This is a genomic window from Mycobacterium sp. NAZ190054 (assembly GCF_001545925.1).
Classification (GTDB): Bacteria; Actinomycetota; Actinomycetes; order Mycobacteriales; family Mycobacteriaceae; genus Mycobacterium.
Window position 1 is genome coordinate 14,611 of sequence record NZ_LMVQ01000101.1, and the last position, 26,461, is coordinate 41,071.

10 protein-coding genes and 1 pseudogene are annotated in these 26,461 nt (G+C 70.4%); 2 read left to right on the top strand and 9 right to left on the bottom strand.

Annotated features, from left to right (window positions below; all coding sequences use genetic code 11):
* Nucleotides 1-42 precede the first annotated feature (42 nt).
* From ASJ79_RS09065 to ASJ79_RS09100, 8 genes are read right to left on the bottom strand one after another with little or no spacing between them, the layout of a single operon-like run.
* Nucleotides 43-261, bottom strand: a complete 219-nt coding sequence (locus ASJ79_RS09065; RefSeq protein ID WP_067954378.1) for an MbtH family protein — start codon at nucleotides 259-261, stop codon at nucleotides 43-45.
* Nucleotides 239-1,546 carry an NADPH-dependent L-lysine N(6)-monooxygenase MbtG gene (mbtG, locus tag ASJ79_RS09070; protein WP_067954379.1) on the bottom strand — a complete coding sequence of 436 codons (1,308 nt, stop codon included), beginning with the start codon at nucleotides 1,544-1,546 and terminating at the stop codon, nucleotides 239-241. Before mbtG ends, ASJ79_RS09065 begins: the two co-directional genes overlap by 23 nt.
* Nucleotides 1,543-6,024, bottom strand: coding sequence for a non-ribosomal peptide synthetase (locus ASJ79_RS09075; RefSeq protein ID WP_067954380.1), 4,482 nt, complete (start codon nucleotides 6,022-6,024; stop codon nucleotides 1,543-1,545). Before ASJ79_RS09075 ends, mbtG begins: the two co-directional genes overlap by 4 nt.
* The gene (locus tag ASJ79_RS09080) at nucleotides 6,021-11,150 is read right to left on the bottom strand and encodes a non-ribosomal peptide synthetase (RefSeq protein WP_067954381.1); all 5,130 of its coding nucleotides are present in this window, start codon (nucleotides 11,148-11,150) and stop codon (nucleotides 6,021-6,023) included. The genes ASJ79_RS09075 and ASJ79_RS09080 overlap by 4 nt, the downstream gene beginning before the upstream one ends.
* Nucleotides 11,143-14,064, bottom strand: a complete 2,922-nt coding sequence (gene mbtD / locus ASJ79_RS09085; RefSeq protein ID WP_067954382.1) for a mycobactin polyketide synthase MbtD — start codon at nucleotides 14,062-14,064, stop codon at nucleotides 11,143-11,145. The genes ASJ79_RS09080 and mbtD overlap by 8 nt, the downstream gene beginning before the upstream one ends.
* Nucleotides 14,064-15,374: a polyketide synthase gene (locus tag ASJ79_RS09090; RefSeq protein ID WP_067954383.1), complete on the bottom strand. Its 1,311-nt coding sequence runs from the start codon at nucleotides 15,372-15,374 to the stop codon at nucleotides 14,064-14,066. The genes mbtD and ASJ79_RS09090 overlap by 1 nt, the downstream gene beginning before the upstream one ends.
* Entirely contained in the window at nucleotides 15,371-16,114 is a 744-nt protein-coding gene (locus ASJ79_RS09095) for a thioesterase II family protein (RefSeq protein WP_067954384.1), read from the bottom strand. The genes ASJ79_RS09090 and ASJ79_RS09095 overlap by 4 nt, the downstream gene beginning before the upstream one ends.
* Nucleotides 16,111-19,566, bottom strand: a complete 3,456-nt coding sequence (locus ASJ79_RS09100) for a non-ribosomal peptide synthetase (RefSeq protein ID WP_067954385.1) — start codon at nucleotides 19,564-19,566, stop codon at nucleotides 16,111-16,113. Before ASJ79_RS09100 ends, ASJ79_RS09095 begins: the two co-directional genes overlap by 4 nt.
* Nucleotides 19,567-19,678: 112 nt before the next feature.
* On the opposite strand from ASJ79_RS09100, the gene ASJ79_RS09105 reads away from it, so the two are divergent.
* A complete protein-coding gene (locus tag ASJ79_RS09105; RefSeq protein ID WP_067954386.1) occupies nucleotides 19,679-21,331 on the top strand; it encodes a (2,3-dihydroxybenzoyl)adenylate synthase in 1,653 nt (550 codons plus the stop codon).
* Between the two features lie 223 nt (nucleotides 21,332-21,554).
* Nucleotides 21,555-22,926: pseudogene (locus ASJ79_RS34970) on the top strand (HNH endonuclease signature motif containing protein).
* Between the two features lie 9 nt (nucleotides 22,927-22,935).
* Here the strand turns inward: ASJ79_RS34970 and ASJ79_RS09115 are convergent.
* Nucleotides 22,936-26,461 (bottom strand): SDR family NAD(P)-dependent oxidoreductase (locus ASJ79_RS09115; protein ID WP_082753739.1); only part of this gene is annotated, 3,526 nt, incomplete at its 5' end.

A 26,461-nucleotide genomic window follows, 5' to 3' on the forward strand; every position in this document is an offset into this window, starting at 1 on the left:
TTTTTTGCGCGAGCGGGCGCGTCTGAGGCCGCCACGCCGTGGTCAGGGGTTCGCGTTCATCGCCTCGCGCAGACTGCGGGGGCGCAGGTCCGTCCAGGTCTCTTCGACGTAGGCCAGGCAATCGGCGCGGGTGCTCTCCCCGAACACCACCCGCCACCCGGCCGGCACGTCGGCGAAGGTCGGCCACAGACTGTACTGCTCCTCCTCGTTGACCAACACGTAGAACGTGCCGTTGTCGTCATCGAACGGGTTGGTGCTCATCGGTTCTCCTCGTCGAAGGGGGTTGCGCCGCACCCGGGTAGCGGGCGCCCAGCACTCGATCGGACAGCAGCCCGAGGCAGCTGAGGTTCGGGAAGCCCGGGCCCTGCATCAGCCCGGACAGGCCGGGCAGGAACAGCTTCGGCGTCAGCGCGGCGACCGACAGGTCGTGGCCGATGGACTCCTGCAGCGAGTCACCCGTCAGCGGAGCACGCAGTGCCAACTCGATCAGGTCGCGCGCATCCTGACCGAACAACGGCTCGAACCACATCGAGTCGGCGCCGGACCCGTCGATCACCAGGTCGAAACCGTGCACGGTCTCCAGCGCCTCGCCCCCGCGGTTCGAGCTGAGCGTCAACCGGATCCGCTCGTCCCGGGCGACCGCGTGCGCGACCCGGCCCCGAAGGTGCCGGATCCGGTCGTCGGCGAGCAGTGCGTCCTGCACCCGCGCGGAGAACACGCCGCGGTCGGTACGGCCCAGCGCGTCGCGCCGCTCGGCCATCGTCAGACTGGTCCAGTCCGTCGGATCGGAGAACAGCGCGTTCTCGAAGAAGCTCTCCCCGCGGGTGAACAGCGTGACCTGCGGCGAGATCACGGTGATGGTCGAAACCCGGTGCCGGAACAGTTCGTTGAGCATCGACGCGGCGGTTTCGCCGCCGCCGATGACCGCGACCCGCTCGGCGACGATCAGGTCGGGCCGGGCGGCGCGCTCCCAGAACTGCGCGATGGACAACACCCTCGGGTCGTACGGCAGAATCGAGCGCTGAGCCTGGCCCGGGCCGGTGATCATCACGCCGTCGGCGTACACGCTCTGCTGCGGGGTGATCAGTTCCCAGCGATGACCGTCGGTCGAGATGCGTTGCACCTCACCGGTGATCACCGTCATCCCGATGTTGTCGGCGACCCAGCGCAGGTAGCGGCTCCAGCCGGCGTGCGTCGGCGCCGGCCTGCCCCGGTCGATCCATTCGGCGAACTGTGCACTGGCCACCAGATAGGACTGCCAGCTGTGCCGCATCATCCGCTCGTCGAGTTCGGCGTTGCGGCGCGGCACCAGCGACGAGCGATACGGGAAGCCGACATCCTTCTCGGGACTGGTGCCGAGCCGGTGCTGGCCGTCCGTCCAGCCGCCGACGGCCTGCCAGTTGGCGCCGACGACGCTGCGCTCGACGGCCACCACGTCGGGTGCGTCCACACCCATGGCGCGAAGCTCGGCCGCCTTGGCCGCCACCGCGATCGCTTTCGGCCCGGCACCGACGACGGCGAGGGTCGGGGCGGTAGGTGATGTCATAGCGCCTCTCCGAGCACGGTGACCGCCTGTTGCCACAGTGCGATGATCCGGTCCAGCTCTGCGGCGCTGGACAACGCGGTGCTCCATCGCCAGCTGGTCCGCAGCTCAGGGCCGGTGGCGCCGCGGGCGACCACCGAGATCACGTCGAAGGTGTAACGCAGCGGGAGATCCGGTTCCGCAGCTGCCGGCATGTGCGCGTTGAGGGTCTCGTCGGTGATCAGGGACCAGGCTCGCGTGGTCTGGTCGGCACTGAGGTCGTAGCGGCCGATGTAGTTGAACTCGACCTGCGGGTCGGGCAGAGCGACGAGCGCTTCGTCGCGCCGTGTGTACCGCAGCAGTCCGTAGTCCAGTCCCCGGTCGGGCACCTCGGCAAGTTGACGGCCGACCGCGCGCAACAGTGTCCGCGCCGCGGCCGGATTCTGCCCGGCGGTGTCGACGCCGATCGCAGCCTCCCCGGCGCCGAGCCGTACCGGGTACACCGACGTGAACCAACCGACGGTGGCGGAGGTGTCGACGCCGGTGAAGAGGCTGTCCTCACGGCCGTGTCCTTCCAGCGCGACGAGGGCGCCGTGGTGGGCGGGCTGCCCGCGCTCGATCCGCCACGAGGCCAGCGTCAAAGTCAGCGCCGTGAGCAGGAAGTCGCGCATCTCCAGGCCGGCGCCGTCGAGCCGGTCGAGGATCTGCCGGGTGGTCGCGGTGTCGGTGAGGATGTCGGTCGACTGCAGGGTGGCCCAGGTGTCGCGCAGCGGGTCGGGGAGACGTCGGCCGAGCACCGGGTCCGGTGCGCTGAGCTGCTTGATCCAGTACTCGCGCCCGCGTTCGACGGTGTCGGTGCGACTGCGCTGGTGCAGCTGCCGTGTCCAGTCCCGGTAGGTGGTGTACTCGGTGGCCGGGTCCGGCGTCCGGCCCGCGGCCAGCTCGGCATCGAGCTGGGCCAGCGCGCCGAGGATCACGTACCACGACACCACGTCGGTGGCCAGGTGGTGCACACACAACAGCAGCACCGGCGGGCCCTGCCGGAACCACACCGCCTGCACCATCGCACCGGAGGCCGGGTCGATACGATCAAGTGCCGCAGCGACTTCCGTATCCAGCGAGGTGCCGGCGGCGGTGTCCACGGCGCGGAGCACGTCGGCGGCCCGCACCGTACCCGGCGGCCGGGTGAGCAGCCGGCCGCCTTCGTCGAGGATCGAGCGCAGCATGTCGTGCCGGTCGAGCAGCGCCTGCAGTATCTGCTCCAGCCGTTGCCCGGTGAGGCCCTCGGGCAGCGAGATCAGCACGTTCTGGGTGAAGCGGCGGAAGTTGCCGTGCTCGTACATCCAGGACATGATCGGGGCCGGCTTGACCTCGCCGAAGCGGTCGGCGGTGACCGCGGCGGGGTCGTGACCGTGTCGACCGGAGTCGATCGCGGTGGCCAGCTCGCGAATGGTGTTGCATTCCAGCATGAGCCGGGCACGCATCTCGATGCCGCGGCGGCGAGCCGCCTGCACCAGCGTCAGCGCGACGATGCTGTCGAGCCCCATCTCCAGGAAGTCGGCCTCGACGTCGACCCCGTCGTCGTCGAGGACTTCGGACAGCAGTTCGACCAGCGCTGTCTCGGTCGGCGTCTGCGGCACCGCCGACGGAGCGTCGTCGATCGCGATGGCGGCGAGCGCGGCCTCGTCGATCTTGCCGTGCGCGGTCAACGGGAGCTCGGTCAGCACGACGACGCGCTGCGGAACCATGTAGCGCGGCAACCGGTTTGCCATCAGGGCGCGCAGATCCGCGACGGCCGGCGGGTTCGTGCCGGCGGCCACATAGGCGGTCAGCCGGGTCTGCGCGCCGCGCCGGTCGACGGCGACGTGCGCGTCGGTGACGTCGGGATGCCCGGTGAGCACCGCGGCGATCTCCCCCGGTTCGACGCGGAACCCGCGGATCTTGACCTGGTCGTCGGCGCGCCCCAGGAACTGCAGCCCACCGTCGGCGCCGCGCCTGACCACGTCGCCGGTGCGGTACATGCGCTGCCCCGGGGTGAACGGGTCGGCGACGAACCGCCCCGCGGTCTCGCCGGCACGGCCCAGATAACCACGGGTCAGCTGCTGTCCCGACAGGTACAGCTCTCCGGCGACCCCGTCGGGCACCGGGCGCAGCCACGCGTCGAGCACGTGGGCACGTGTGGTTCGGGTGGGGCCCCCGATCGAGGGCCGCCGATACCGGTCGATCGGCGCGACCACCGCCTCGACCGTGGTCTCGGTGGGCCCGTAACAGTTGAAGGCCGTCATACCGGTGCGGGCGCATTCGTCGCCGATGAGCCGCCATGTCGCGGGGCTGACGGCCTCCCCGCCGAGGGCGAGCACCGCGAGCGGAACGGTGCTCAGCAGGCCGACGTCGTACAGCTGGGCGAACATCGACGGGGTGGTGTCGAGCATGTCGATGCCGAAACGGCCGATGCTCTGCACCAGAGCCTCTGCGTCGCGCTGTGATTCATCACCGACGAGGTGCACCGAATGACCGTCGAGAAGCGCCGCGAGCGGTTGCCAGGCGGCGTCGAACGTGAACGACCACGCGTGGCCGACCCGCAGCGGGCGGCCGATCCGCGCGGCGGCCGGACGCAGCACATGGGCGGCGTGGTCCTCGGCGTATGCGAGCACCGCGCCGTGGGTGCCCACGACGCCCTTCGGTCTGCCCGTCGTACCGGAGGTGAACACGATGTAGGCCGCCTGATCGGCGGACACCTCGGCGGGCCGGTAGTCGGCCGGCGGCTCGGTGACGGGCACCGTGGCGACGAACTCCTCGTCGACCACCACGGCGGCCCCGGACTGTTCGCGGATGTCGGCGATGCGTTCGGCGGGCATCGCCGGGTCCAGCGGGACGATCACTCCACCGGCCTTGAGCACCGCGAACATCGCCACCACATAGTCGGGTCCGCGCCTCAGCAGCACCGCGACCGGTGTCTCGGCGCCGACCCCGGCGGCGGTCAGCGCGGCCGCCATCCGGTCCGCGGCCTCGTCGAGTTCCCGGTAGGTCAGCGTTCCGCTGCGCCCGCCGGCGTCCCAGCTCAGCGCCACCGACCCGAGCCGGCCGCCGGCGATCCGGGCGAATCGCCGGTGAATACCGTCAGCCGGCAACAGTTCCGCTGCTGCCGGCTCCGGCGCGTGTTCACCGGGCAGCAAGATCCCGGCTGCGCGCAGCGGCTTGTCCCAGCAGTCGATCAGGCGCTGCGCGGCGTGCAGCACCCGCCTGCCGAGGTCGCCGGGCCGCAGCGCACCGAGTGCACCGTCGATCACCTCGACGAACACGGTGAGCCGGTCGTCGGCGAGATGGGCGGCGATCGTCACCGGGAAGTGCGACAGGCTCTCCAGCGCCGACGGCACGAAAGTGGCCCCGTTGGCTTCGAACCGGGTCTGTCCGACCAGCCCGCCGGGCGGGAAGTTCTCATAGACCAGCAGCGTGTCGAACATCTCGCCGATGCCGCCGAGCGCGCGCAACTCGGAGTGGCTCAGATAACCGTGGTCACGCAGCGCCGCGGCTTCGCGCTGCAGCGCCAGGCATTGCTGCCCGGTACGCTCGGCGGGATCCAGCCGTACCCGCAGCGGCACGGTGTTGATGAACAACCCCACCATCCGTTCGACGCCTGCCAGTTCGCCTGGGCGGCCGGACACCGTGACCCCGAACGATACGTCGGTGCGGCCGGTGATCACCGAAAGCACTGTCGCCCACGCCATCTGGACCAGGGTGTTCATTGTGACACCACGGCTCCTGGCAGCTTCGGCGAGCCGGCGGGTGGTTTCGGCATCCAGCGTCACCTCGGTCAGCCGGGGGCGGCCCGGGAGCGGGGCCGCGGAGGTCAGCGCCGGGGTGAGCAGCGTCGGCCCGTCGACACCGGCCAGGTGCCTGCGCCACAATTCGCGGCTCGCATCCTCGTCGCGACCGGCCAGCCAGCCGATGTAGTCACGGTAGGGGCGCGGCGCCTCCGGCAGTACCGCGACGTCTCCGCCACCCCGGTACAGCGTCAGCAACTCCCCCATGAACAACGGCAGCGACCAGCCGTCGATCAGGATGTGATGGGCGGTCACCACGAACCGCCAGCGCTGCGGGGCCTCGATGAGCAGGAAACGGATCACCGGTCCGCGGTCCAGCGTGAACGGCGTTGTCCGCTCCGCGGTTTCGATCTCGTCGAGCTCGGCGGCGTCAGCGGCGGTGACGTGGCGCCACGGCAGCTCGACCCGTTGCGGGATGACCTGCACGGCGCGGCTGAGGTTGCCCTTGACGAAGCTGGCCCGCAGGTTGGCGTGCCGCGCCAGCAGCTCGCCCGCGCACCGCCGGAGCAGGTCGGCGTCCAGATCACCGGTCGCGTCGGCGGCCATCGCGATGACGTATGGGTCGTCGTCACGCCCCTCGGACAGCGTCGCCATTGAGAAGAGCCCCTGTTGCAGCGGGCTCAGGGCCAACACGTCTTCGATGACGGGCGGCTCGACGTCGGGCTGGGGCTGGGTCATTCCCTGCTGCCCCACGATGCGGCCAGCGCGGCGAGCTCGTCTTCGGGCAACCCTGACACCGACATCGGCGCGTGGTGGGTGTCCCGCTTCTCGGCCGTCGGTGCGGCACCGCTGTCCAGCGCTGCCGCGAGCTCGGCGAGCTGCGGATGCTCGAAGACCGTGCGGGCGGTCAGGTCCAGCCCGGCGTCGCGTGCCCGCGCGGCCAGCTGCACCGCCAGCACGCTGTCGCCGCCGAGACCGAAGAAGTCATCGCGCCGGCCGACCCGCTCGGCGCCGAGCAGGTCGGTCAGCAGCACGGCCAGAGCGCGTTCGGTGTCGGTCTGCGGTTCCTCGAATTCGACCGCGGTGGCCGGGGCCGCGTCGGCGACGGGGCCGCCGGGGACGCGGTCGGCGGCGATGATCTCCAGCCGTCCGTCGGAGCCCCACCTGGCCCGGTCGCCGGTGCGGTAGGGCGCCGCTTCGGCGAACGGGCCGCCGGTCAGGTACAGGTCGCCGAACACACCGACCGGGACGGGCGCCAGGTCGGCGCCGAGGATCTGGACCCGGGCGCCGGTACTCCACTCCTGGGAAATCCGTTGCCGCTCTTCGGCCGAACGGATATCGACGTCACGCAGTGCGCGGTCGGGGGTGTCGACGAACGCGGTCACCACCCGGGTCAGCCAGCGGGCGAGGCGTTCGACGCTGCGCCGGTCGTACAACTCGGGACGGTAGATCAGGTAGCCGCGGTAGCCGGCGCCGTCCCGGTCCGAGCCGTCCCCGGCCAGGAAGTTCAGCGACAGATCGGCCTGGGCGATGTCGAATGTCGGCTCCAGCGCGGTGAACTGGGTGTCGTCGTCGATCATCTGGCGCTGCGGAAGCTGTTCTCGGACATGCACCACCACCTGGAACAGCGGATTGCGGGCCAGGGTGCGCGGCGGGTTCACCGCGTCGACAACCTGCTCGAACGGCACGTCCTGGTTGGAGTACGCCCCGAGCGCCATGTCGCGGGCCCGGACCAGCACCTCGCGCAGGGTCGGGTTGCCGCTCAGGTCGTTGCGCAGCACCACGAAGTTGACGAAGAAGCCGACGAGTTGCTCCAGTTCGGCCTCGGAGCGGCCGGCCACGGGAGTGCCCAGCGGGATGTCGAGTCCTCCACCGGCCTTGGCCAGTGTGACCGCGACCGCGGCCTGCAGCAGCATGAACTCGGTGATGCCGAGATCGCGGCACAGTTCGGCGATCTTGCGCCGGACCTCACCGTCGATGGTGAACTCGACGGCATCGCCCTTGCCGCTGGGCAGCCGCGGCCGCGGGAAGTCCAGGGGCAGGCCGGCTTCGGCCGGGGCGTCAGCGAGCCGGCGGGCCCAGTACTCGCGCTGCGGACCGATGATCCCGGTGTCCTCGCTGAGCAGCTGCGCCTGCCACGCGCCGTAATCGGTGTACTGCACCGGCAGCGGCGCCCAGTTCGGTCGCTCCCCGGCCTTGCGGGCGCGGTAGGCGGTCACCAGATCGGTGAACAGCACGCCGCCCGACCAGTGGTCACCGGCGATGTGGTGGATCACCAGCGAGAGAACATGTTCCCTTCCGACCGTGAGGACCGCCGCCCTGATCGGCCAGTCCTCTTCCAGGTCGAACGTGTGCTTGCGTTCGCGGTCCAGTTCGGCCTGCAGCCACTTCTCGCCGTCGCCGCGGGCTCGCCGGACCGGCACGTCGGCGATCGGGTTGACGATCTGGTAGGGCACGCCGTCGATCTCGCGGTAGGTGGTGCGCAGGACGGCGTGCCGTTCGACGACGTCGCGGACGGCCGCGACGAACGCGTCGACGTCACAGGGTCCGGTCAGCCGCGCGGCGAACGGGATGTTGTTGATCGGGCTGCGGCCTTCGATGCGGTAGCCGAACCAGGAGCGAAGCTGCGACGAGGACAGCGGCGCGGGACCGTCCACCGGTGCGGCCACCAGCCGCGGCCGCCGGGTCGTGGTGCCCTCGCCGCTCGTCACCGCCTCGATGTGGCCGGCAAGCCGGGCGACGGTGGCGTTCTCGAAGATGTCCCGCACCTCGACGTCTGCGTCGAACCGGCTCCGTAGTTCGGCCACCAGCTTGGTGGCGAGCAGCGAGTGGCCGCCCAGATCGAAGAAGGAGTCGTCGGCGCCGACCTTCTCGTGGCCGAGCAGGTCGGCGAACACCTGCGCGAGTTGCGCTTCGGTGCCGGCCGCCGGTTCACGGAACGCGGTGGTCGCCGAGATCTCCGGCTCCGGCAGCGCGGCGCGGTCGATCTTGCCGTGCGCGGTGATGGGGATCTCGTCGACGACCACGTATGCCGCCGGTGTCATGTACTCGGGCAGCGCGGCGGCCACCCTGGCTCGGATCCGGTCGACGTCGACTCCGGAACCGTCGGCGGGGGTCAGGTAGCCGACCAGGCTCTTGCCCAGGTTGGGCAGATCGCTGACGACCACCACGGCCTGCCCCACACTCGGGTCGACGGTGATCGCCGCGGCGACGTCGCCGAGTTCGATGCGGAATCCGCGGATCTTGACCTGTTCGTCGGCGCGGCCGACGAACTCGATGTCGCCGTCGGCGTTGCGGCGCGCCAGGTCACCGGACCGGTACATGCGGGCGCCGGGGGTGAACGGGTCGGCAACGAAACGCTCGGCGGTCAGCGCCGTCCGGTGGTGATAGCCGCGCGCCACATGGGTTCCGGCGATGTAGATCTCACCGATGGAGCCGACCGGCACGGGTTGCAGCGCGTCGTCGAGGATGTGGATCTGCGTGTTGATCTTCGGTTTGCCGATCGGGACGATCCGGGTGCCCTGCCTGCCCTCGACCTTGAACCGGGTCGCGTTGATCACGGTCTCGGTCGGGCCGTAGAAGTTGTGCAGCAGCGCATCAAAGGTGGCGTGGAACTTGTCGGCCACCTCGCCGGGCAGGGCCTCCCCGCCGATCGGCACCCGCTGCAGGGTGCGCCACTGGTTCACACCGGGCAGGGACAGGAACAGCCCGAGCAGGGACGGCACGAAGTGCATCGCGGTGATGCCCTCATCGCGCAGCAGCGCGGTCAGATAGCCGATGTCGTTCAGGCCGCCGGGGCGGTGGATCACCAGTCGAGCACCGCAGGCCAGCGTGCCGAACACCTCGGCGATCGACACGTCGAAGCTCGGTGAGGCGACCTGCAGCAGCCGGTCGTTCTCGTCGACCTGGTACTCGTCGGCGAACCAGACGAAATACTCGGCGACGGGGCGGTGCGGGACCGGGACCCCTTTCGGCAGACCGGTGGACCCGGAGGTGTAGATCAGATAGGCGGTGTTGTCGGGGCTCACCGGCCGCACCCGGTCACTGTCGTTCGGATCGTCGGCGCGGTGACCTCCGGCATCGGTGATCGGTTCGCGGACAATGACTTTCGCGTCACAGTCACCGAGGATGAAATCGAGCCGGTCCTGCGGGTAGGTGGGATCGACCGGAACGTAGACCGCCCCGGCCTTGAGGACGCCGAGCGCGGTCACGACCAGGTCCGGAGACTTGTCGAGCAGGACCGCGACGCGGTCCTCGGCACCCACGCCCTGCCCGATCAGCCAGTGCGCGACGCGGTTGGCCGCCGCGTTGATCTCGCGGTAGGTGAAGTGGCGCCCCTCGTACACCACGGCCGTGCCGTCCGGGGTACGCCGGGCCTGACCCTCGATGAGATCGGTGATGGTGGCCGGCGGGGTGTCGAACCGCGGACCGGAGGACACCGCGCGCAGCCAGTCCAGGTCGTCGTCGCTCATCAGCTGCAACCCGCTCAGCGGGGTGTCGGGCGCTGCCAGCGCGCTGCGGACGAGCACGGTGTAGTGGTCGAGGAGCTGGTGGGCCAGACCGGGTTCGATGATCTCCACCAGGTGCTCAAGCTCGACTGCGATGCCGTCGGCGTCGAACTCGACCATGAAGCCCAGCGGAAGGTGCGTCAGATGCGAGCGCAGCTCGGCTCTTTCGCAGGTGACGCCGGGCGGCGTGAAACCGAATCGGTCGCGGCCACGGAATCCGAAGCTGACCCGGGTCATCCGCTCCGCCCCGTGGCGGCGGTCCGGATTGAGTTCGCGCACCATCCGGTCGAGGCCGACCCGCTGGTGGGCGAACGCGCCGAGGACGGTGTCCCGGGTCTCGACCAGCAACTCGCGGAACGTCATCGGAGCCCGGGGCCGCAACCGCATCGCGACGGTGTTGCCGAAGTAGCCGATGACGTCGTCGGTGTCACCGGTGCGGTTGAGCACCGGGGTGGCGACCAGGAAATCGTCGACATGGCTGTAGCGGTGCACCAGGACGCCGAACATCGCGAGCAGCACCGCGTAGGGTGTCGCGCCGACCTCGTCGGCCAGGGCCGTCACCCGGCGCGCGATGTCCCCGTCGAGCCGCACCGTGGTGCGCTGCGAGCGCCAGCTCGTCGGGATGGCGGACCCGTTCGGACCGGGCAGCTCGAGCGGTTCCGGCGGATCGGCCATCACCGCGCGCCAGTACGCGACGTCCTCCTCGGATCCCGCGGCGGCCAGGACCGCACGGGGCGCCGGACGCGGCTCCTCACCGAGGTAGGCGCGGGTCAAATCCTCGAAGAAGACCTCCCACGAGCCGTCGTCCCAGGCGATGTGGTGAGCGACCAGCAGCATCACGAATTCGCTTGCACCTGTGCGGATCAGGGTGATCCGGAGCGGAGATTCGGCGCTGAGGTCGAACGGTTTGGCGAACTCCCGCTGGGCGAGGACCTCCAGCCGCAACCTGCGGGCGCGCTCGGACAGTTCCGACAGGTCGTGCTCGGCCCAGCCCGGCATCAGGTCGACATGCACGGTGGGCAGCGGCAGCCCGGTGTCACCGGAACCGGTGGCCTCGGTGCGGTAGGTGGTGCGCAGCACGGGGTGCCGCCGGGCCACCGCGTCGACTGCATCGTGCAGCCGGTCGACGTCGATATCACCGGTCAGACGGTAGGACAGGCAGACGTTGAGCAGCGCGCCACTGGGGTCGGCCGCGTGGACGAACCACATCCGCAGCTGGCCCTCGGTCAGCGTGTCGGAGTCGCCCGTGGTGTCAACGCCGTCCGTGCCGGCGCGCAGCCCACGCTCCCGCATCCGGCGTCGCAGCAATTCCAGCCGACGCTCGTCGAGTTGTGCTCCGGTGTCGATGTCAGTCACTCGAAGAGTCCACTTTCTCTGATAGACCGGCGATCAGATCCGTACCGGTGATCCCGCCGAGCAGCGTCGCCAGCGCAACCGTGTGTCCGGTCAGCCGCTTCAGCCGTTTGCGCAGATCCAGTGCGAGCAGCGAATCGACGCCGAGGTCGAACAGCGACGAGTCGAGATCCAGTGCGCCGGCGTCCACCCCCAGCACGGCCGCGAGCTGGCTGCGCACCGCATCGGGCGCCGTCATCGACGCGGCGACGGCTTCTGCACCGGCGTGCTGCTGCGTCTGGACCGGTTCCTCCCCGAAGAACACCCGCATCCGGTCGGGATCCGCCGACAGCACCAGCGGATCGCGCGCGAAATCGCACAGGCTGGCCTCCACCGCGAGTTCGGGCTTCATCTGCCGCAGGCCGGTGCGTTCCACGCGGGCGATCTCCGCGGCGTCGACGATCCCGCTGCCCTCCCACAGCCCGAACCGCACCGCGGTGCAGTTGCGTCCGTCGGCCCGCAGTCTGCCGGCCATCACGTCGAGCATCCGGTTGGCGGCCGCGTAGCCGCCGACCCCCTTACCGCCCCAGACACCGGTCACCGACGAACACAGAAGGATCCGCGCGTCGTCGCGGATCGGCCACGCGCGGGTCAGCGACTCCAGCCCGACGATCTTGGCTGCGGCCATGTCGACCACGGCGGCGCCCGTGGTCTCGGCCCGGTTGGCGAACGTCGCCGTGCCCGCGGCATGGATGAGCAGCGACGCGGGACCGCCGGCGAACGCCGCGGCGACTTCTGCGACCTGTCCGGGATCCCGCAGATCGCATGCGGGAGCGCAGATCTCGCCGCCCAGCCCGTCCAGCACGGCCGGGGCGACGCCGCGGCGGCTCAGCAGCACGATCCGCCGGGCGCCGCGGGCCGCCAGGAACCGGGCGTAGCTCAGCCCGATGGCCCCGGATCCACCGGTGATCACGACGTTGTCGAGGGCTTCGGCGTCCAGTTTCCACGGTGGGGCCGTGGCTGCGTCCTCGCCGAGGATGCGCTCGTAGACGGTGCCGTCGCCCCGCAACGCCAGTTCTCCTGCGCCGGTGAGGATCACGTCGACCACAGCGGCGTCCGTCACCGTCCCGGCCGGTAGATCGAGGTGGTGGAAGCTCGCGTCGGCGTACTCGAACCCGATGCAGCGGTGCATCGCGGCCAGCCCGGCCTGCCCGATGTCGGCGACGGGGTCGTCAGCGGTGACGTTCTCGGCTCCTACGGTGACCAGCCAGACGTCACGGCAGCGCGGCCCCAAGCCGTCGGCGTAACCGAGCAGTCCCGTGTCGAGCGCATCGGCCAGCGCATCCACACATCCGGCCGGGTCGGTGCCGGCGAAGGCGGGTGCGACCGCGATGACGAGATCGGCGTCGGCAGCGCTCGTCAGCGACGCGCCGGGGTGCGCGTCGACGGCCGCCCGCAGCGCTGCGGCCTGCGTTGTGGCGTCGCCGATTTCGACCACCGCAATCCTGCGGGGCGTACCCGCGGAGACGGGGCGGACACCCCGTGGCCGCCAGCTCTCGGTGGTCACGGTCAATCCCGTCACCGCGGGCAGAGGTTCGGGTTGCGCCCACAGATGCTCCGCGCGCATCGGCGCGCCGGGAAAGCCGTACAGCCGCGCCGGTTCACCGGTGAGCAGGTCTGCCCAGCGGTGGCCGGGATCGGCCGCCGCGGCGGCCACGACGTTCGCCGCGAGGCTGTCGCGCACAGGCGTGTCGCGGTGGCCGGAGCCGACCAGCACGGCCGCGGTGGCACCGGCACGTTCGACACCGTCTTCGATCGCGAACAGCAGCGACGGGTGCGCCGACAGTTCGATATAGATCCCGACACCGAGGCCGATCGCGGTCCGCACCGCCTGATCGAAACGGATCGTGTTGCGCAGGTTGTCATACCAGTACCGGCCGAAGTCGGTGCCCGGCGCCACGACCTGTCCGGTCGCGGAGCCGACGAACTGCACCGGCGAGTCGGTGAACACCGATGCGGGCAGGCGCAGGCACAGCTCCTCGCGCTGGGACTCCATCACGGTGGTGTGCGCCGGGAAACTCATCGCGAGCTCCCGGGCGAACCGGCCCCGCGCGCGGGCAGCCTCAACGATCGCGGCCACCGCGGTGCGCTCCCCCGCCACCGCGACCGAGGTCTGCGCGTTGACCGCGGACAGCTCCAACCAACCGTCGGTCGCGGCGATCAGTTCGGCCGCCTCCGCGGTGTCCACGCCCAGTACTGCGACACCGTTCTCACCGGGGACGGCTGCGATCGCTGCGGCTCTGGCCGCCAGCACGGCCACTGCGTCGTCGAGGGTGATGGCGCGGGCGACGTAGGCGGCCGCCACCTCACCGAGACTGTGCCCGATGGTCACGTCCGGCACCATGCCGCATGCGCGCCACACCGCGGCCAGCGCGACCGAGTGGACGAACTGCGCCGCCTGCAGCTCCAGATGCGACGCGGCCGCCGGCGCCTCGTAGTCCCCGACGAGGAACGGCAGCGGTGACGCCAGCCCGGCCGCGGAGAAGGCGGCGTCGAGCCGGTCGGCCTCGGCACGGTAGGCCGGTAGCTCGCGGTAGGACTCGGCGCCCATCGCCGGCCACTGACTGCCCTGCCCGGGGAAGACGAACGCGGTGCGGCCGGCAGTCCGCCCGCCCGCCCGGGTCACCAGTGGGTGCTCGCGGTTCTCGGCTACCGCCCGCAGACCGGCGGCGAGTTCGTCGCAGTCACCGGCGCGCACGACCGCGCGGTGGCGGCGCAGCCGCCGCGTGGCCGCCAGGTGGGCGGCGACCTGTGCGGGCTCGGACGGCGTGCGCTGCAGGTAGTCCAGGATCGCACGGGCGTCGGCGGGCACCAGCTCCTCGTCGTGTGCGCTCAGCGGAACGGCGATGCGCCCGTCGGGCAACCAGCCGGCCGCCATCAGGCCGTCCCGCCGTGCGCCGTATCGGACACCGCGACGACGACGTGGGTGTTGGTGCCGCTCATCCCGAACGCCGACACCGCGGCGGTGCGCCTGCCGTTGACGGCAGGCCACGGGGTCAGCTTGCGCGCCAGCCGCAAACCGGTGTTCTCCCAGTCGATCTCATGACTCGGTTCGTCGACGTGCAGGGTGCCGGGGACGGCGGAGTGCTCGGCGGCGAGCAGCACCTTGGCCAGTCCGAGTGCGCCTGCGGCGGCCTGGGTGTGCCCGACGTTGGACTTGACCGAGCCCAGCAGCGGTCCCTGCCCCGGCGTGCCCGAACCGTAGGTCGCGGCGAGAGCGTTGAGTTCCGTGCGGTCCCCCAGCGACGTTCCGGTGCCGTGGCCCTCCACCATGCCGACGCTGTCGACATCGACGCCCGCGGCGGTGATGGCGCGTCGGAAGAGTCTGGTCTGCGCCTCCTGGCTGGGTGCGGTCAGCCCGACCGACCTGCCGTCGGAATTCGCGCAACTGGCCAGCACCTCGGCCAGGATCCGGCGGCGGTCCCGCAGCGCGGCCGATCTGCGCTGCAGCACGAACATCCCCGCGCCTTCCGCCCACACCGTGCCGCTGGCGTGCGCGCTGTAGGGCCGGCAGTGTCCGTCGTCGGACAGCGCGTGCTGCTTGGAGAACTCGACGAAGTAGCCCGGGGACCCCATCACGCACACGCCACCGGCCAGCGCGAGGTCACAGTCGCCGGAGCGCAGCGCCTGCACCGCGAGGTGCAGCGCCGACAGCGCCGACGAACACGACGTGTCGACGGTCATGGCCGGACCGGCCAGGCCGAGGGTGTAGGCGATGCGCCCGGAGATGACGCCCAGCGAGGTTCCGGTGATGAGATGGCCGCTGTGGTGCGAGAACTCGTCCATGGCCGGCCCATAGCGCATGTCCGACGCGCCGACATAGCACCCGACGTCATGCCCGGCGAGGTCGTCCGGATTGATCAGGGCGCTTTCCAGTGCCCGCCACGCGACCCGCAGCGCGACGCGCTGTTGCGGATCCATCGCGACGGCCTCGCGCCGGGAGATGCCGAAAAACTCGGGATCGAAATGCCCCGCGCTGCCGAGGAAGCCACCGAGGTTGTGGATCGGCTTGAAGCCGTCCCGGCGCGAGCCGTCGAGCAGAGTCCGCAACGACCACCCGCGGTCGGTGGGGAACGGGGTCAACGCCTCCCGCTGCTCGGCGAGCAGGGTCCAGTAGTCGTCGGTGCCCTGCACCCCGCCCGGCGCCTCGACCGCCATGCCGACGATGACGACGGGGTCGTCGGTCATGTGCAGCTCACCAGCTCGGCGACCTCGTCGAGGTGATCGTCGATGTAGAAGTGACCGCCGTCGAACATCGTGAAGGTGAACGCCGCGTCGGTGTGGATCTCCCACTGCCGCAACAGGGCATGGTCGACACGGCGGTCGGCTTCGCCGCCGAGCACGTGGATGTCAGCGTCGATGCGGACGTCGCGTCCACAGGTGTAGCGATTGAACGCCTGGTAGTCCGCCCGTACCGCAGGCAGCAACAGCTCCAGGAAGTCCTCGTCCTCGAGGAGACGGGCGTCGGTGCCGCCGAGATCGACGATGTCGGCCAGCATTTCACGGTCGGTGGTCGGCACGGGCCGCGATCCCTCGACGGTCGACGGCGCCTGGCTAGCCGATGCCCACAGCTCGCGGACGGTGACGCCGCGGTGCGCCGCCGCCCGGGTGAACTCGAAAGCGACCAGCGCGCCCATGCAGTGCCCGAACAGCCGAAGCGGGCCCAGCTGCACCCAGTCGACGGCGTCGAGCAGGTCGGCGGCCAGCTCGGCGATGGTCTCCGGCGCGGGATGGGCGAGTCGCTCGCCACGCTGGGGGTACTGCACCAGGAAGGTGTCGACGCCCCTGGCCGACAACGCCGACGCGAAACCGCGATAGGCCGCCGCAGCGCCACCGGCATGCGGGAACACGAGCGTGGAGGTGCCCGGCTCCCCGGGGAACCTCTTGATCCACGGCCTGAGCTCGAGCTGGTCCCGTTCGCCGATCATCGTCCGGAATCCAGTGCGGAGAGCACCTCGGCGCCGTCCATCCCCGAGACCTCCAGGTAGAGCTCGGCCACCTCGGTAAGCCGCGCGCCGTCCGATTCATTGCCGACCAGTCGGGCCGCCAGCGCCGCGGCGGTTCGGGCGGCGAAGATGTCGGCGACGGCCACCGACGGCGTGTCCAGCCAGGTGCGCACCCGCGAGACCACCTGCGTCGCCAACACCGAGTCGCCGCCGGAGGCGAAGAAGTCGTCGTCGGCCCCGATCCTGTCGCGCCCGAGGACCGCGCCGATGATCGCGCACAGCGCGGTCTCCAGCGGCGTCGCCGGAGCCCGGAACCCGGTGCCGACCAGCACGTCGGCCTCGTTGAGCCGCCGCGCCACCGCGACGCGGTCGATCTTGCCGCCGACGGTGTAGGGGATCTGGTCGGTCGCCACCACGATCTGCGGAATCATATGGGGCGGAACGAGTTCGGCCATCTGCGCGGTGACCTTGTCCGGATCCGGCGCGGCCTGGCCGCTGTCCGCGCTGACGAGTGCGGCGAGCACATCGCGGCCGCCGTCGACGGTCACGACCGCTGCCACCGCGGAGTCGACGCCGGCGATGCGGCGCAGCGCGGACTCGACCTCACCGAGTTCCACCCGGTAGCCGCTGATCTTGATGCGGTGGTCGGCGCGGCCGACGAACTCGATGAGGCCGCCGGGCCGGTAGCGCACGAGATCGCCCGTGCGATACCAGTTCTTGCCGTCGTGGCGCACGAAACGTTCCGCGGTCAGATCGGGGCGCGCACAGTAGCCGCGGGCCACACCGCGGCCGCCGACCCACAGTTCCCCGGGCACCCAGTCGGGGCAGTCCAGGCCGTCCGGCCCGACGACGCGGCAGGCGTTGTTGGGCAGCGGCACCCCGAGCGGGATCGACGTCCAGTCGGCCGGGATGTCGCCGACCACTTCGCAGATCGTGTTGTGCGTGGCCGTTTCGGTGGCGCCGCCGAGGCCGGCGAAACGCATGTGCGGTGCCCGCTTCCGCAATGCCCGGACCAGCTCGGGGCGCACCCAGTCACCACCGGTGGGAACCACCCGCACCGAGGACAGGTCGCCGTCGACCTCCGAGAGCATCTCCAGCCACCCCGGCATGAAGTGCAGCACCGTCACGCCGTGCTCGGAGATGAGGCGGGCCCACGCGTCGGGATCGCGACGCTGCTCCTCGTCGACGACGACGATCGAACCCCCGGCGCGCAGCATGCCGAAGACATCCAGCACGGACAGGTCGCATTCCAGCGTCGACAGCGCCAGGCAACGGTCGGCGGGGCCGATCTCGAAATGGCCGTTGATGAACTCCACGGTGTTCATCGACGCGTCGTGGGTCATCTCGACGCCCTTGGGCTCCCCCGTCGAACCGGACGTGAACAGAATGTACGCCAGGTCGGTGGGATCGACTGTGGGCAGCGTGAACCCGGTCTCGCGGCGTCCCACGCGCAGCGCCTCGGCGACGGTCAGCGCGGGCAGTGCGGTCGGCGGCTCGTCACCGCACACCAACGCCATCCGCACCTTTGCATTGACCAGCATGCGCGATGCCCGCTCGGCCGGGTGGTCGACACCGACGGGGACGTAGACCGCGCCGACCGTCGAGATCGCGAGCAGCGCGATGACCTGCTCGTAGTTCTTCGGCCCCATCACCGCGACCGTGTCACCGTGCCTGACACCGGCGACGTGCAGTGCCGCGGCGACAGCCAGCACCTGCTCACGCAGTTCGCCGTAGGTGAGGTTCCCGGCACGGCTCCACACCGCCGGCGCGTCCGGGGTGGCTTCTGCGCGGCGGAAGAAGCCGTCGTGCAACACGTCACCGCTCGGCGCGTCCGTCACCGCGTTCACCGCGTCGCGCGCCGCCCGCTGATCGGGCGTCACCGCCGAGAAATCTGTTTCCTCCCAGGCCGATTCATCGGTGGCAAGACGTTGGAGCTCGGCGAGGTGGTGGGCGAACATCGCATCGGCAACACCCGGCCGGAACGCGTCCTCACGGGTGTCCCAGTTGATCATCAGCCCTTCGGCGACGGGGGTGGCCTGCGCGTCGAGCAGGACCTGAGGCCCCTGCGAGATCGTCCAGACCGGACGACCGAAGTGCTCGGTGACCTTTCCGGCGAACAGATCTCCGAGGCCCAGCGCACTGGTGTACACGATCGGCGCCAGAACCGGCGTGCCGTGGTGACGGGTCAGGTCGCGTAGCACCGACAGACCCGAGTAGCTGGAATGCCGCGCCGTCGCGTGCAGCGTGTCCTGCAGCACGCGGCACCGTGCGATCGGGGTGTCGGCGCCGGTGAGGTCGACGTCGAGCAGCAGTGACGAGGTGAAGTCGCCGACCAGTCTGTCGACGTCGGGATGGAACTGTTCGCGCCCGAACATCGGCAGGTTCAGCAGGAAGCGCCGATTCGTCGACCAGCGTGCGAGGGTGCCCGCATAGGAGGCGGCCACCGCCATCGCCGGGGTGATCCCGCGCCGGTGCGCCGCCGCGAACAACGCGTCACGCGTGGCGACGTCGAAAATGTGCCACCGCCGCCTGGCCCGTTTCGGATTGGCCTGCTCGCCACGGGGCACCAGCGGTAGTGCGGGACCTTCGGGCAGGTCGGGCATCCGTTCGGCCCACCAGCGGCGGTCCTCCTCGGATTCGGTGGTCGTCGACGTCAGCGCCGCCCGGTACTCGCGGTACGTGTAACCGAGCTCGGGAAGGCTTGCCCCGCCGTAGAATTCGGCAAGATCGGCCATGAAGTTGCGGTAGCTCACCGCATCGGCGGCCTGCATGTCCATGTCGACGTGGAGCCTGGTCCGGCCATCGGCCAGCAACGACAGCGAGAACTGCAACACCTCGCCGTGCATCATCTGGTGCGACTTCTCGTCGCGGATCTCGTCGAGGCGTCCTTCGGCAGCCGACGGGTCGAGGTCGCGCAGGTCGTACACCGTGACCGGCAGACCGCGGTCACCGATCCGCTGGGTGCCGTCGGGCAGGATCTCGACGCGCAGCATCGGGTGCCGCGCGGCGAGCTTGGTCGCCGCGTCCTGAAGCCGCGCGGGATCCACTCCGGTCCCGTCGAATTCGACGTACAGGTGCGCGGCGACCCCGCCGAGCTGCTGATCGTCGTTGCGGCCGACCCACATCGCGTGCTGGATCGGGGCGAGCGGGAATGTGTCGTCCTCGTCTTGGGCCTTCGGGGCGGTGGCGTCCTGCGCCGGCTGCGTGGCACCGCCGGCCACGAGCTCCGTCCAGGCGGCCACGGTGGGGTTTGCCGCGAGCGCGGCGAAGCCCACGTCGATGCCCTGTCTGCGCCAGCGGCCGGACAGCGACATCATCCGGATCGAATCGAGGCCGGAGGCGATCAGATCGGCCTCGGGGTCGAGGTCGGCGGGGTTGACGCCGAGGAGCTCGGCAACCTCGTCGCGGACAGACCGTGCAGTCGTCGACGCCAAACCGAACCTCCTCGAACCCCGTCGGAATTAAGTGCAGGCTGTCCTAACTTTGAGGAGGCTACCTTATATTCGGGTCACCCAAAACTCCTACCCAGAGCGGTGATTTTGACTGATGAGCGCCGGATTCCCGACCGAGCAGGGCAATGACCTGGCACGCGGCTTCGTCCCGTTCCCCGAGGACAGGGCCGCGGTGTACCGGCAGGCCGGTTACTGGACGGGCCGACCCGTCGACTCCATCCTGACCGACGCCGCGGCCAGGTGGCCGGACAAGCCGGCAATCATCGACGCTTCACAGAGCTACACGTTCGCCGAGCTTGATGCGGTCGCCGACCGGGCGGCCGCCGGTCTGGCCGATCTGGGCATCCGCCCGGGCGATCGCGTGCTGCTCCAGCTGCCGAACTCGTGCCAGTTCGCTGTTGCCCTGTTCGGCCTGTTGCGTGCCGGCGCGGTGCCGGTGATGTGCCTGATCGGGCACCGGACGGCCGAACTCGGCCACTTCGCCGACGTCAGCGGCGCGGTGGCGCTGATCGTCCCCGACCAGGCCGGCGGGTTCGACTACCGGGACATGGCGGCCTCGTTGGCCGACGATCACCCGACGCTGCGCCATGTGATCGTCGACGGCGTACACGGCCCGTTCGTAGCGTGGTCGGCGGTCCGCGACTTCGACGGCCCGCCGGTCGACCGGGGTCCGGTCGATCCCGCGCTGCCCGCGTTGCTGCTGGTCTCCGGCGGCACCACGGGCCTGCCCAAGCTGATCGCGCGCACGCACGACGACTACGTCTACAACGCCACCGCATGCGCGCAGGCCTGCCATATGACAGGTGAAGACGCCTATCTCGTCGCGCTTCCTGCCGGGCACAACTTCCCGTTGGCCTGCCCCGGGCTGCTCGGTTCGATGACGGTCGGCGCGCCGACGGTGTTCACCGCCGACCCCAGCCCCGAGAACGCGTTCGCGTTGATCGACAAGTACAAGATCACGGTGACCGGGTTGGTGAACGCGCTGGCCAAGCTGTGGGCGCAGGCGTGCGAGTGGGAGCCGGTGCTGCCGACGTCGCTGCGGTTCGTCCAGGTCGGCGGATCGCGGATGAGCCCTGAGGAGGCTCGGTTCATCCTCGAACGGTTGACGCCGGGCATGTCGCAGATCTTCGGGATGGCCGAGGGGATGCTGAACTTCACCCGGCCCGGTGATCCCGAGGATGTCGTCGTGCACACCCAGGGGCGTCCGATGTCCCCGCACGACGAGATGCGCGTCGTCGACGAGAACGGCGACGAGGTCCCTCCGGGCGAGGAAGGCGAACTGCTGGTGCGCGGACCGTACACGCTCAACGGCTACTACCGGGCCGACGACGCGAACGCCCGCTCGTTCTCCCCCGACGGTTTCTACCGCACGGGTGACCGCGTGCGCATCTTCACCGACGGTCCGCGCGCCGGCTACGTGGAGGTCACCGGCCGGGTCAAGGACGTGATCCACCGCGGCGGTGAAACCGTCTCGGCGACCGACCTGGAAGACCACCTGCACACCCACCCGGCGGTCTACGCCGCAGCGGCCGTCGCGCTTCCCGACGAATATCTCGGCGAGAAGATCTGTGCAGCTGTCATCTTCCGCGGCAAGCCGCTTACCTTGACCGAGTTGAACGCGTTCCTCGACGAGCGGGGGGCCTCCATGCACGCGCGCCCGGACGTACTGAAACCGGTGCCGTCACTGCCGATGACCGCGGTCGGGAAGGTCGACAAGAAGCGACTGGTGGCTCAGTTGACGTCCTGAGCGCTCTGGGGCGGAGCCGACCGAAGGGCGATGTCCAACCTGGACATCAGTTGGCGAACTCGGCTTCTGCCGGACGGCGCCGGGTCCATGGACAGATCGAAACCGCCGGATGTCACCCAGCCCTCCGTTTCCGCCCGCACTTCGGAACATCTTCCACAATTTTCTTGGTCGCACCCGCAGCCGGGACCCGTTTTTGTCGGACCTTCGAACTAGTGTTCGGGTCATGGAGTTGGTGTCGGAGGCGGTGGGGGCGATCGCCGAGCAGGTCGCGGTGCTGTCGAAGGCTGCCGACGAGTTGTCCCATCGTGAGCTGATCGGGCTGTTGAGTGAGTTGACGACGGTGCTGCGCAGCGTCCCGGTGGTCGAGCACAAGGTGCTGGCCCGGTTGATGGACGAGACCGAACCGTCGCGGCTGGGTGAGGCGTCGTCGTGGAAGAAAGTGCTGACCACGGCGTTGCGGGTCAGCGGTGCTGAAGCCGAGCGGCGGCTACGGCGGGCCAAGATGTTGGGGCCGCGGCGGGCGATGACCGGGGAACCGTTGGCGCCGGTGTGGGAGGCCACCGCGGCCGCCCAAGCCCTGGGCTTGGTGGACGAGGAGCACATCAAGGTCATCGCGGCGTTCCACAAGAACCTGCCGGCCTGGGTGGATGCCGATACCCGCGCCCACGCCGACCGGCAGTTGGCGGGCAAGGGTGCAGGAATGAGCCCCGAAGAACTCGACGAGGCCGCCGGGCGGTTGTTGCTGATGATCGATCAGGACGGCCCCGAACCCACCGAGCAGGAGCGGGCCCGGAAACGCTGGGTCAAGATCGGCAAGCAGCAGCGCGACGGATCGTCCAAGATCAGCGGCTACATCGACGCCGAAACCCGCGCCTACCTGGACGCCGCCCTGGCCAAAGACGCCGCCCCCGGCGCCAACATGCCCGCCCAGGAGCCCGCGGGAACCGGCCGGGGAGGGCGCGCCGTCATCGGAGGCGGCGGGCCGGGATACCCGTACCCAGGGGCAGCGCAATCACGACGGCCTCAAGGCTTTGCTGCGCCGCAACCTGGAATCCGGGGCATTGGGCACCCACAACGGGTTACCGGTGACGGTGATCGTGTCGACCACGCTGCAAGAACTGGAGAAGGGCGCCGGGGTCGCGGTCACCGGCGGCGGATCACTGCTACCGATGCCGGATCTGATCCGGATGGCCGCTGATGCGCATCACTATCTGTATGTGTTCGACGGGCACACCGGCCAGTCCCTGTATCTGGGTCGGGCCAAACGGTTGGCCAACGCCGCCCAACGACTGGTGCTGCACGCCCGGGAGCGGGGCTGCACCCGGCCCGGCTGCACCGTGCCGGGCTACTGGGCCCAGGTTCATCACGCGGTCGCGGACTGGAAGAACGACGGCCAGACCGACATCGACGACCTCACCTTCGCCTGCGGTCCGGACAACCGGATGATCGAGAACACCGGCTGGACCACCCGCAAAAACGCCAAAAACCAGACCGAATGGATCCCCCCACCCGAACTCGACACCGGTCAGCACCGCGTCAACGGCTACCACCACCCCGAACGCCACCTACTCCCCGAAAACGACGAAGGACCGTAGCGTGAATGTCTAACCGACATCGGCCTTTTCGGACTGCGGCGTGAGTAGCTCGACGATCCGGCCGATCACCGCGGATGCTGTCGGATGCTCCCAGAGCAGGGTCGGAGGCAGTGACAGACCCGTGCGCTTCTCCAGGGCGCGCCGCAGCGCGACGGTCATGATCGAGTCGACACCGGCCTCTACCAACGGTATTCGCAGATCGACATCGGCCGCCGCCAGCCCGAGTTCGCCGGCGACCGCGTCGACGACCTGCTCGGCCACCCATTCACCGAGATCGGCGTCGCCCGGGCCGGCCGGTGCGACATCGCCCGCGTCGTCCTCCCCGGTGGGTGCGACATCAGCCAGGATCGGCACCGCCGCCGCCTCGGGAAGGAGCGGCAGCACAACGACATTCGGCTCCTCACCGCGCATCGCCGAATCCAGGGCCCGCATCGCGTCGTCCGCCCCGACCGTACCCATGCCGAGCGCTTCGAGTTGGGCTGCGACGAACCCCGACGTCGACCCCATGCCCAGACCGCGCCACGCCGTCCACGCGACGCTGACCGTGTTGTCCCCGAGACTGCGCCGGTGCCGCGCGGTCGCGTCGAGGAACGCGTTGGCGCACGCATACGCCCCCTGCCCGGGGAAGCCCGCGAGATAACCGCACGACGAGAACAGCACCATCCAGTCCAGCTGCTCGGGCGGGAACAGTTCGTGCAGGGTCAACGTGCCGGCGACCTTCGGACGCATCGCGGTGCGGAGGTCTTCGTCCGACGTATTCAACAGCAGCGCACCGGCTTCCACACCCGCAGCGTGCACCACACCGCGTACCGGCGGCAGGTCGCGGAGCACCGCACGCAGTGCGTCGCCGGCCTCCTCGGCACCGATGTCGATCGGCGCGACGCGCACGGACACACCGCGCTCCTCCAGCGCGGACACCGCGCGGATCGCTTCGGTGGGGGCGTGCGCCCACTGCTCGCGGTGTGGCATACCCGACCGCGACAGCAGCACCAGCCGGCGGGCCCCGAGGTCGGCGAGGCGGTGCGCGATCCGCAACCCCAGCGCCCCGGTGCCACCGGTGACCAGGTACGTACCACCGGGTGTACACGTCATCGGGGCGCCGCCGCCGGGCCGCGCATGGGCCAGCCGCGCCGTCATCGCCGCACCGTCACGGAAGACCACGACGCCGTGGCCGGGCAGCGAGGCCAGCACCCCGACGGGCACTCCCCCGCCGGTGAGGTCGAGCACGCCGCCCCACAGATGCGGATGTTCGGCCGCGGCCACCCGCGACATCCCCCACAACGGGGCGTGCACCAGGTTGGCGCCCTCATGCACGTTGCGGGTCAGAACCCACAACCGTGCCTCAGACCCGTTGTCGTTCAGGTGCTTCAGCGCACCCAACACCTGCTCGGCGGCAGCCTCGGGTGCGTCGTGCCGCGGCAGCAACAGCACCACCGACCGCGGCCCGGTGTCGCCGGGCACCTGGTCGACACTTTCGTAGACGCGATGGGGCACCGCGGCGTCGTCCAGGTCACGCAGCACCGCCTCGACCCCGCTGCCGACCAATACGACCTCGGCGGGCCGGTCGCCGTCGTCGAACGCGGTCTCATGCCACGCCACGTGGTGCAGCATCCGTGCCGTATCGGCACCCGCGGCGCTCTCCAGCTCCTCGAACGTCATCGCCGTCAGCGACGCCCGCACCGCCCCCGATTCGTCGGCGATCGCGACGTCGGTGGTGGTGCCCTCCCGACGCCGAACGTGCAGCAGCGCGACGGCGGGCGGCGAGCCGCAGACGTGCACATGGTCGATGCGGGCGGGCATCCGCAACCGGGGCGGCCCGTCGAACACCGTGGACGCCGCCGACGTCGCCGCGTCCAGCACGCCGGCCCAGGTCCGCGGCGCCGAACCGTCCGCCTCGGCACGGACACGCACCAGGAGTTCGTCTGCACCCCGGCGTATTTCGAGCACCTCCCAGCCGAAGCCCATCGCCGCCACCCCGAGCGTCGCGAGCGTGTCGACGACGTGGCCCGGAGGCAGCTGTTCGGTGCAGCGGTCCCAGATGGCCGCGTCGACGCCGCTGCCCATCAGCTCGTTGAGCTCGCCCTGGAAGTCCTCGTCGGTCGCCACGACCGCGCTGCTGTGGGTGAGCCATCCGGACTCGGCGTCGTCGTCGGTGAGCCGCGACGAGATCCGCAACGAGCGGTCCTGCAGAACCACCTGGATGTCGCGGGCCCGGCCGGGCGGCACCGGCGTGCGCAACCGCACATCGGTCAGACCCGATCCCGCCGCGGTCAGGAATGTGTTGAGAAGCACTGCCGCAGGGACGATCTCGGTGTCCTGGACGGGATGGTCGCCGGGGTAGGGACGGTTGTTCATGTCGAGCCGGGTCTGCCACACCCGTGACGGCACCTCGCCGGTCACGTCGACGACACCGCCGAGCAGCGTGTGCGACGCGGGGTCGTGCAGCGCACGGGTGTTGGGCGGCGGGGTCGGTGTGCGCCAGAACCGGCGGTGCTGCCATCGGGTGCCCGGCAGCTCGGGGGCCCACGGCATCGTCGCGGTGTACCCGTGCGCGATCGGCGCGCCGTGGCAGTACAGCGTCGCGACGGCGGCTTCGACGGCATCGGCCTCGGGTTGCCCACGCCGCAGCACCGGCACCACGGCGTGGTCGTCCATGCCGAGGCCGGTCAGTGTCTCGACGATCGAATGGGCCACCACCGGATGTGCGGACACCTCGAGGAACAACCGCCGCCCGTCCTGCGCGGCCGCCTGCACCGCTTCGGCGAAGCGCACCCGGCCGCGCAGGTTGGCCACCCAGTAGCCCGGGTCGCGGGCAGCGTCTGACCGGGGATCCTCCAGCGCCGTCGTATATAGCGGCACCCGGGCGCGTCCCGGCGCGGGCAGCGTCGCGACCATCCGGGCCAGTTCACCGGTGAGCGCGTCCATCGCCGGGCTGTGAAATGCCACGTCGGTGTTGACGCGCCGGACCATGACCCCCGCGGCCGTCCACACCTCGACGATCTCGTCGACCGCGGCCACCGTCCCCGAGACCACCGTGGACTCGGTGGAAGCGCTGATGGCCGCGACCACGTCGGTGCGGCCACCGAGCCGGCGTTCGGCTTCACCGAAAGGCAAGCGCACCAACGCCATTGCGCCCTCACCTGCCACCGCGCGGAATCCCCGCGCGCGGTGACACGCGATCGACGCGCCGTGGGACAGGTCGAACACGCCGGCGGCCACACATGCCGCGACCTCACCGACCGAGTGTCCGATCACCGCGGCCGGCTCCATGCCGCGCTCGCGCAGCACCGCGGCGAGCCCGACCTGCATCGCGAAGGTGAGCGCCTGGATACGGTCCGTGCCGCCCAGTTCGCCGGTGGTCAGCGCGTCCCGCGCCGAGAAACCGAGCTCCCTGCCGAACACGTGGTCCACCACGCCGATGGAATGGCAGCAGCGGCTGTGGCCGACCGAGGAGTTCGAGCTGGCCAGGTCCAGGGTGCCGGTGGTACTGCCCGAGACCGACCTGTTCGCCGGGATCGAGGACGCGAGTGAATGA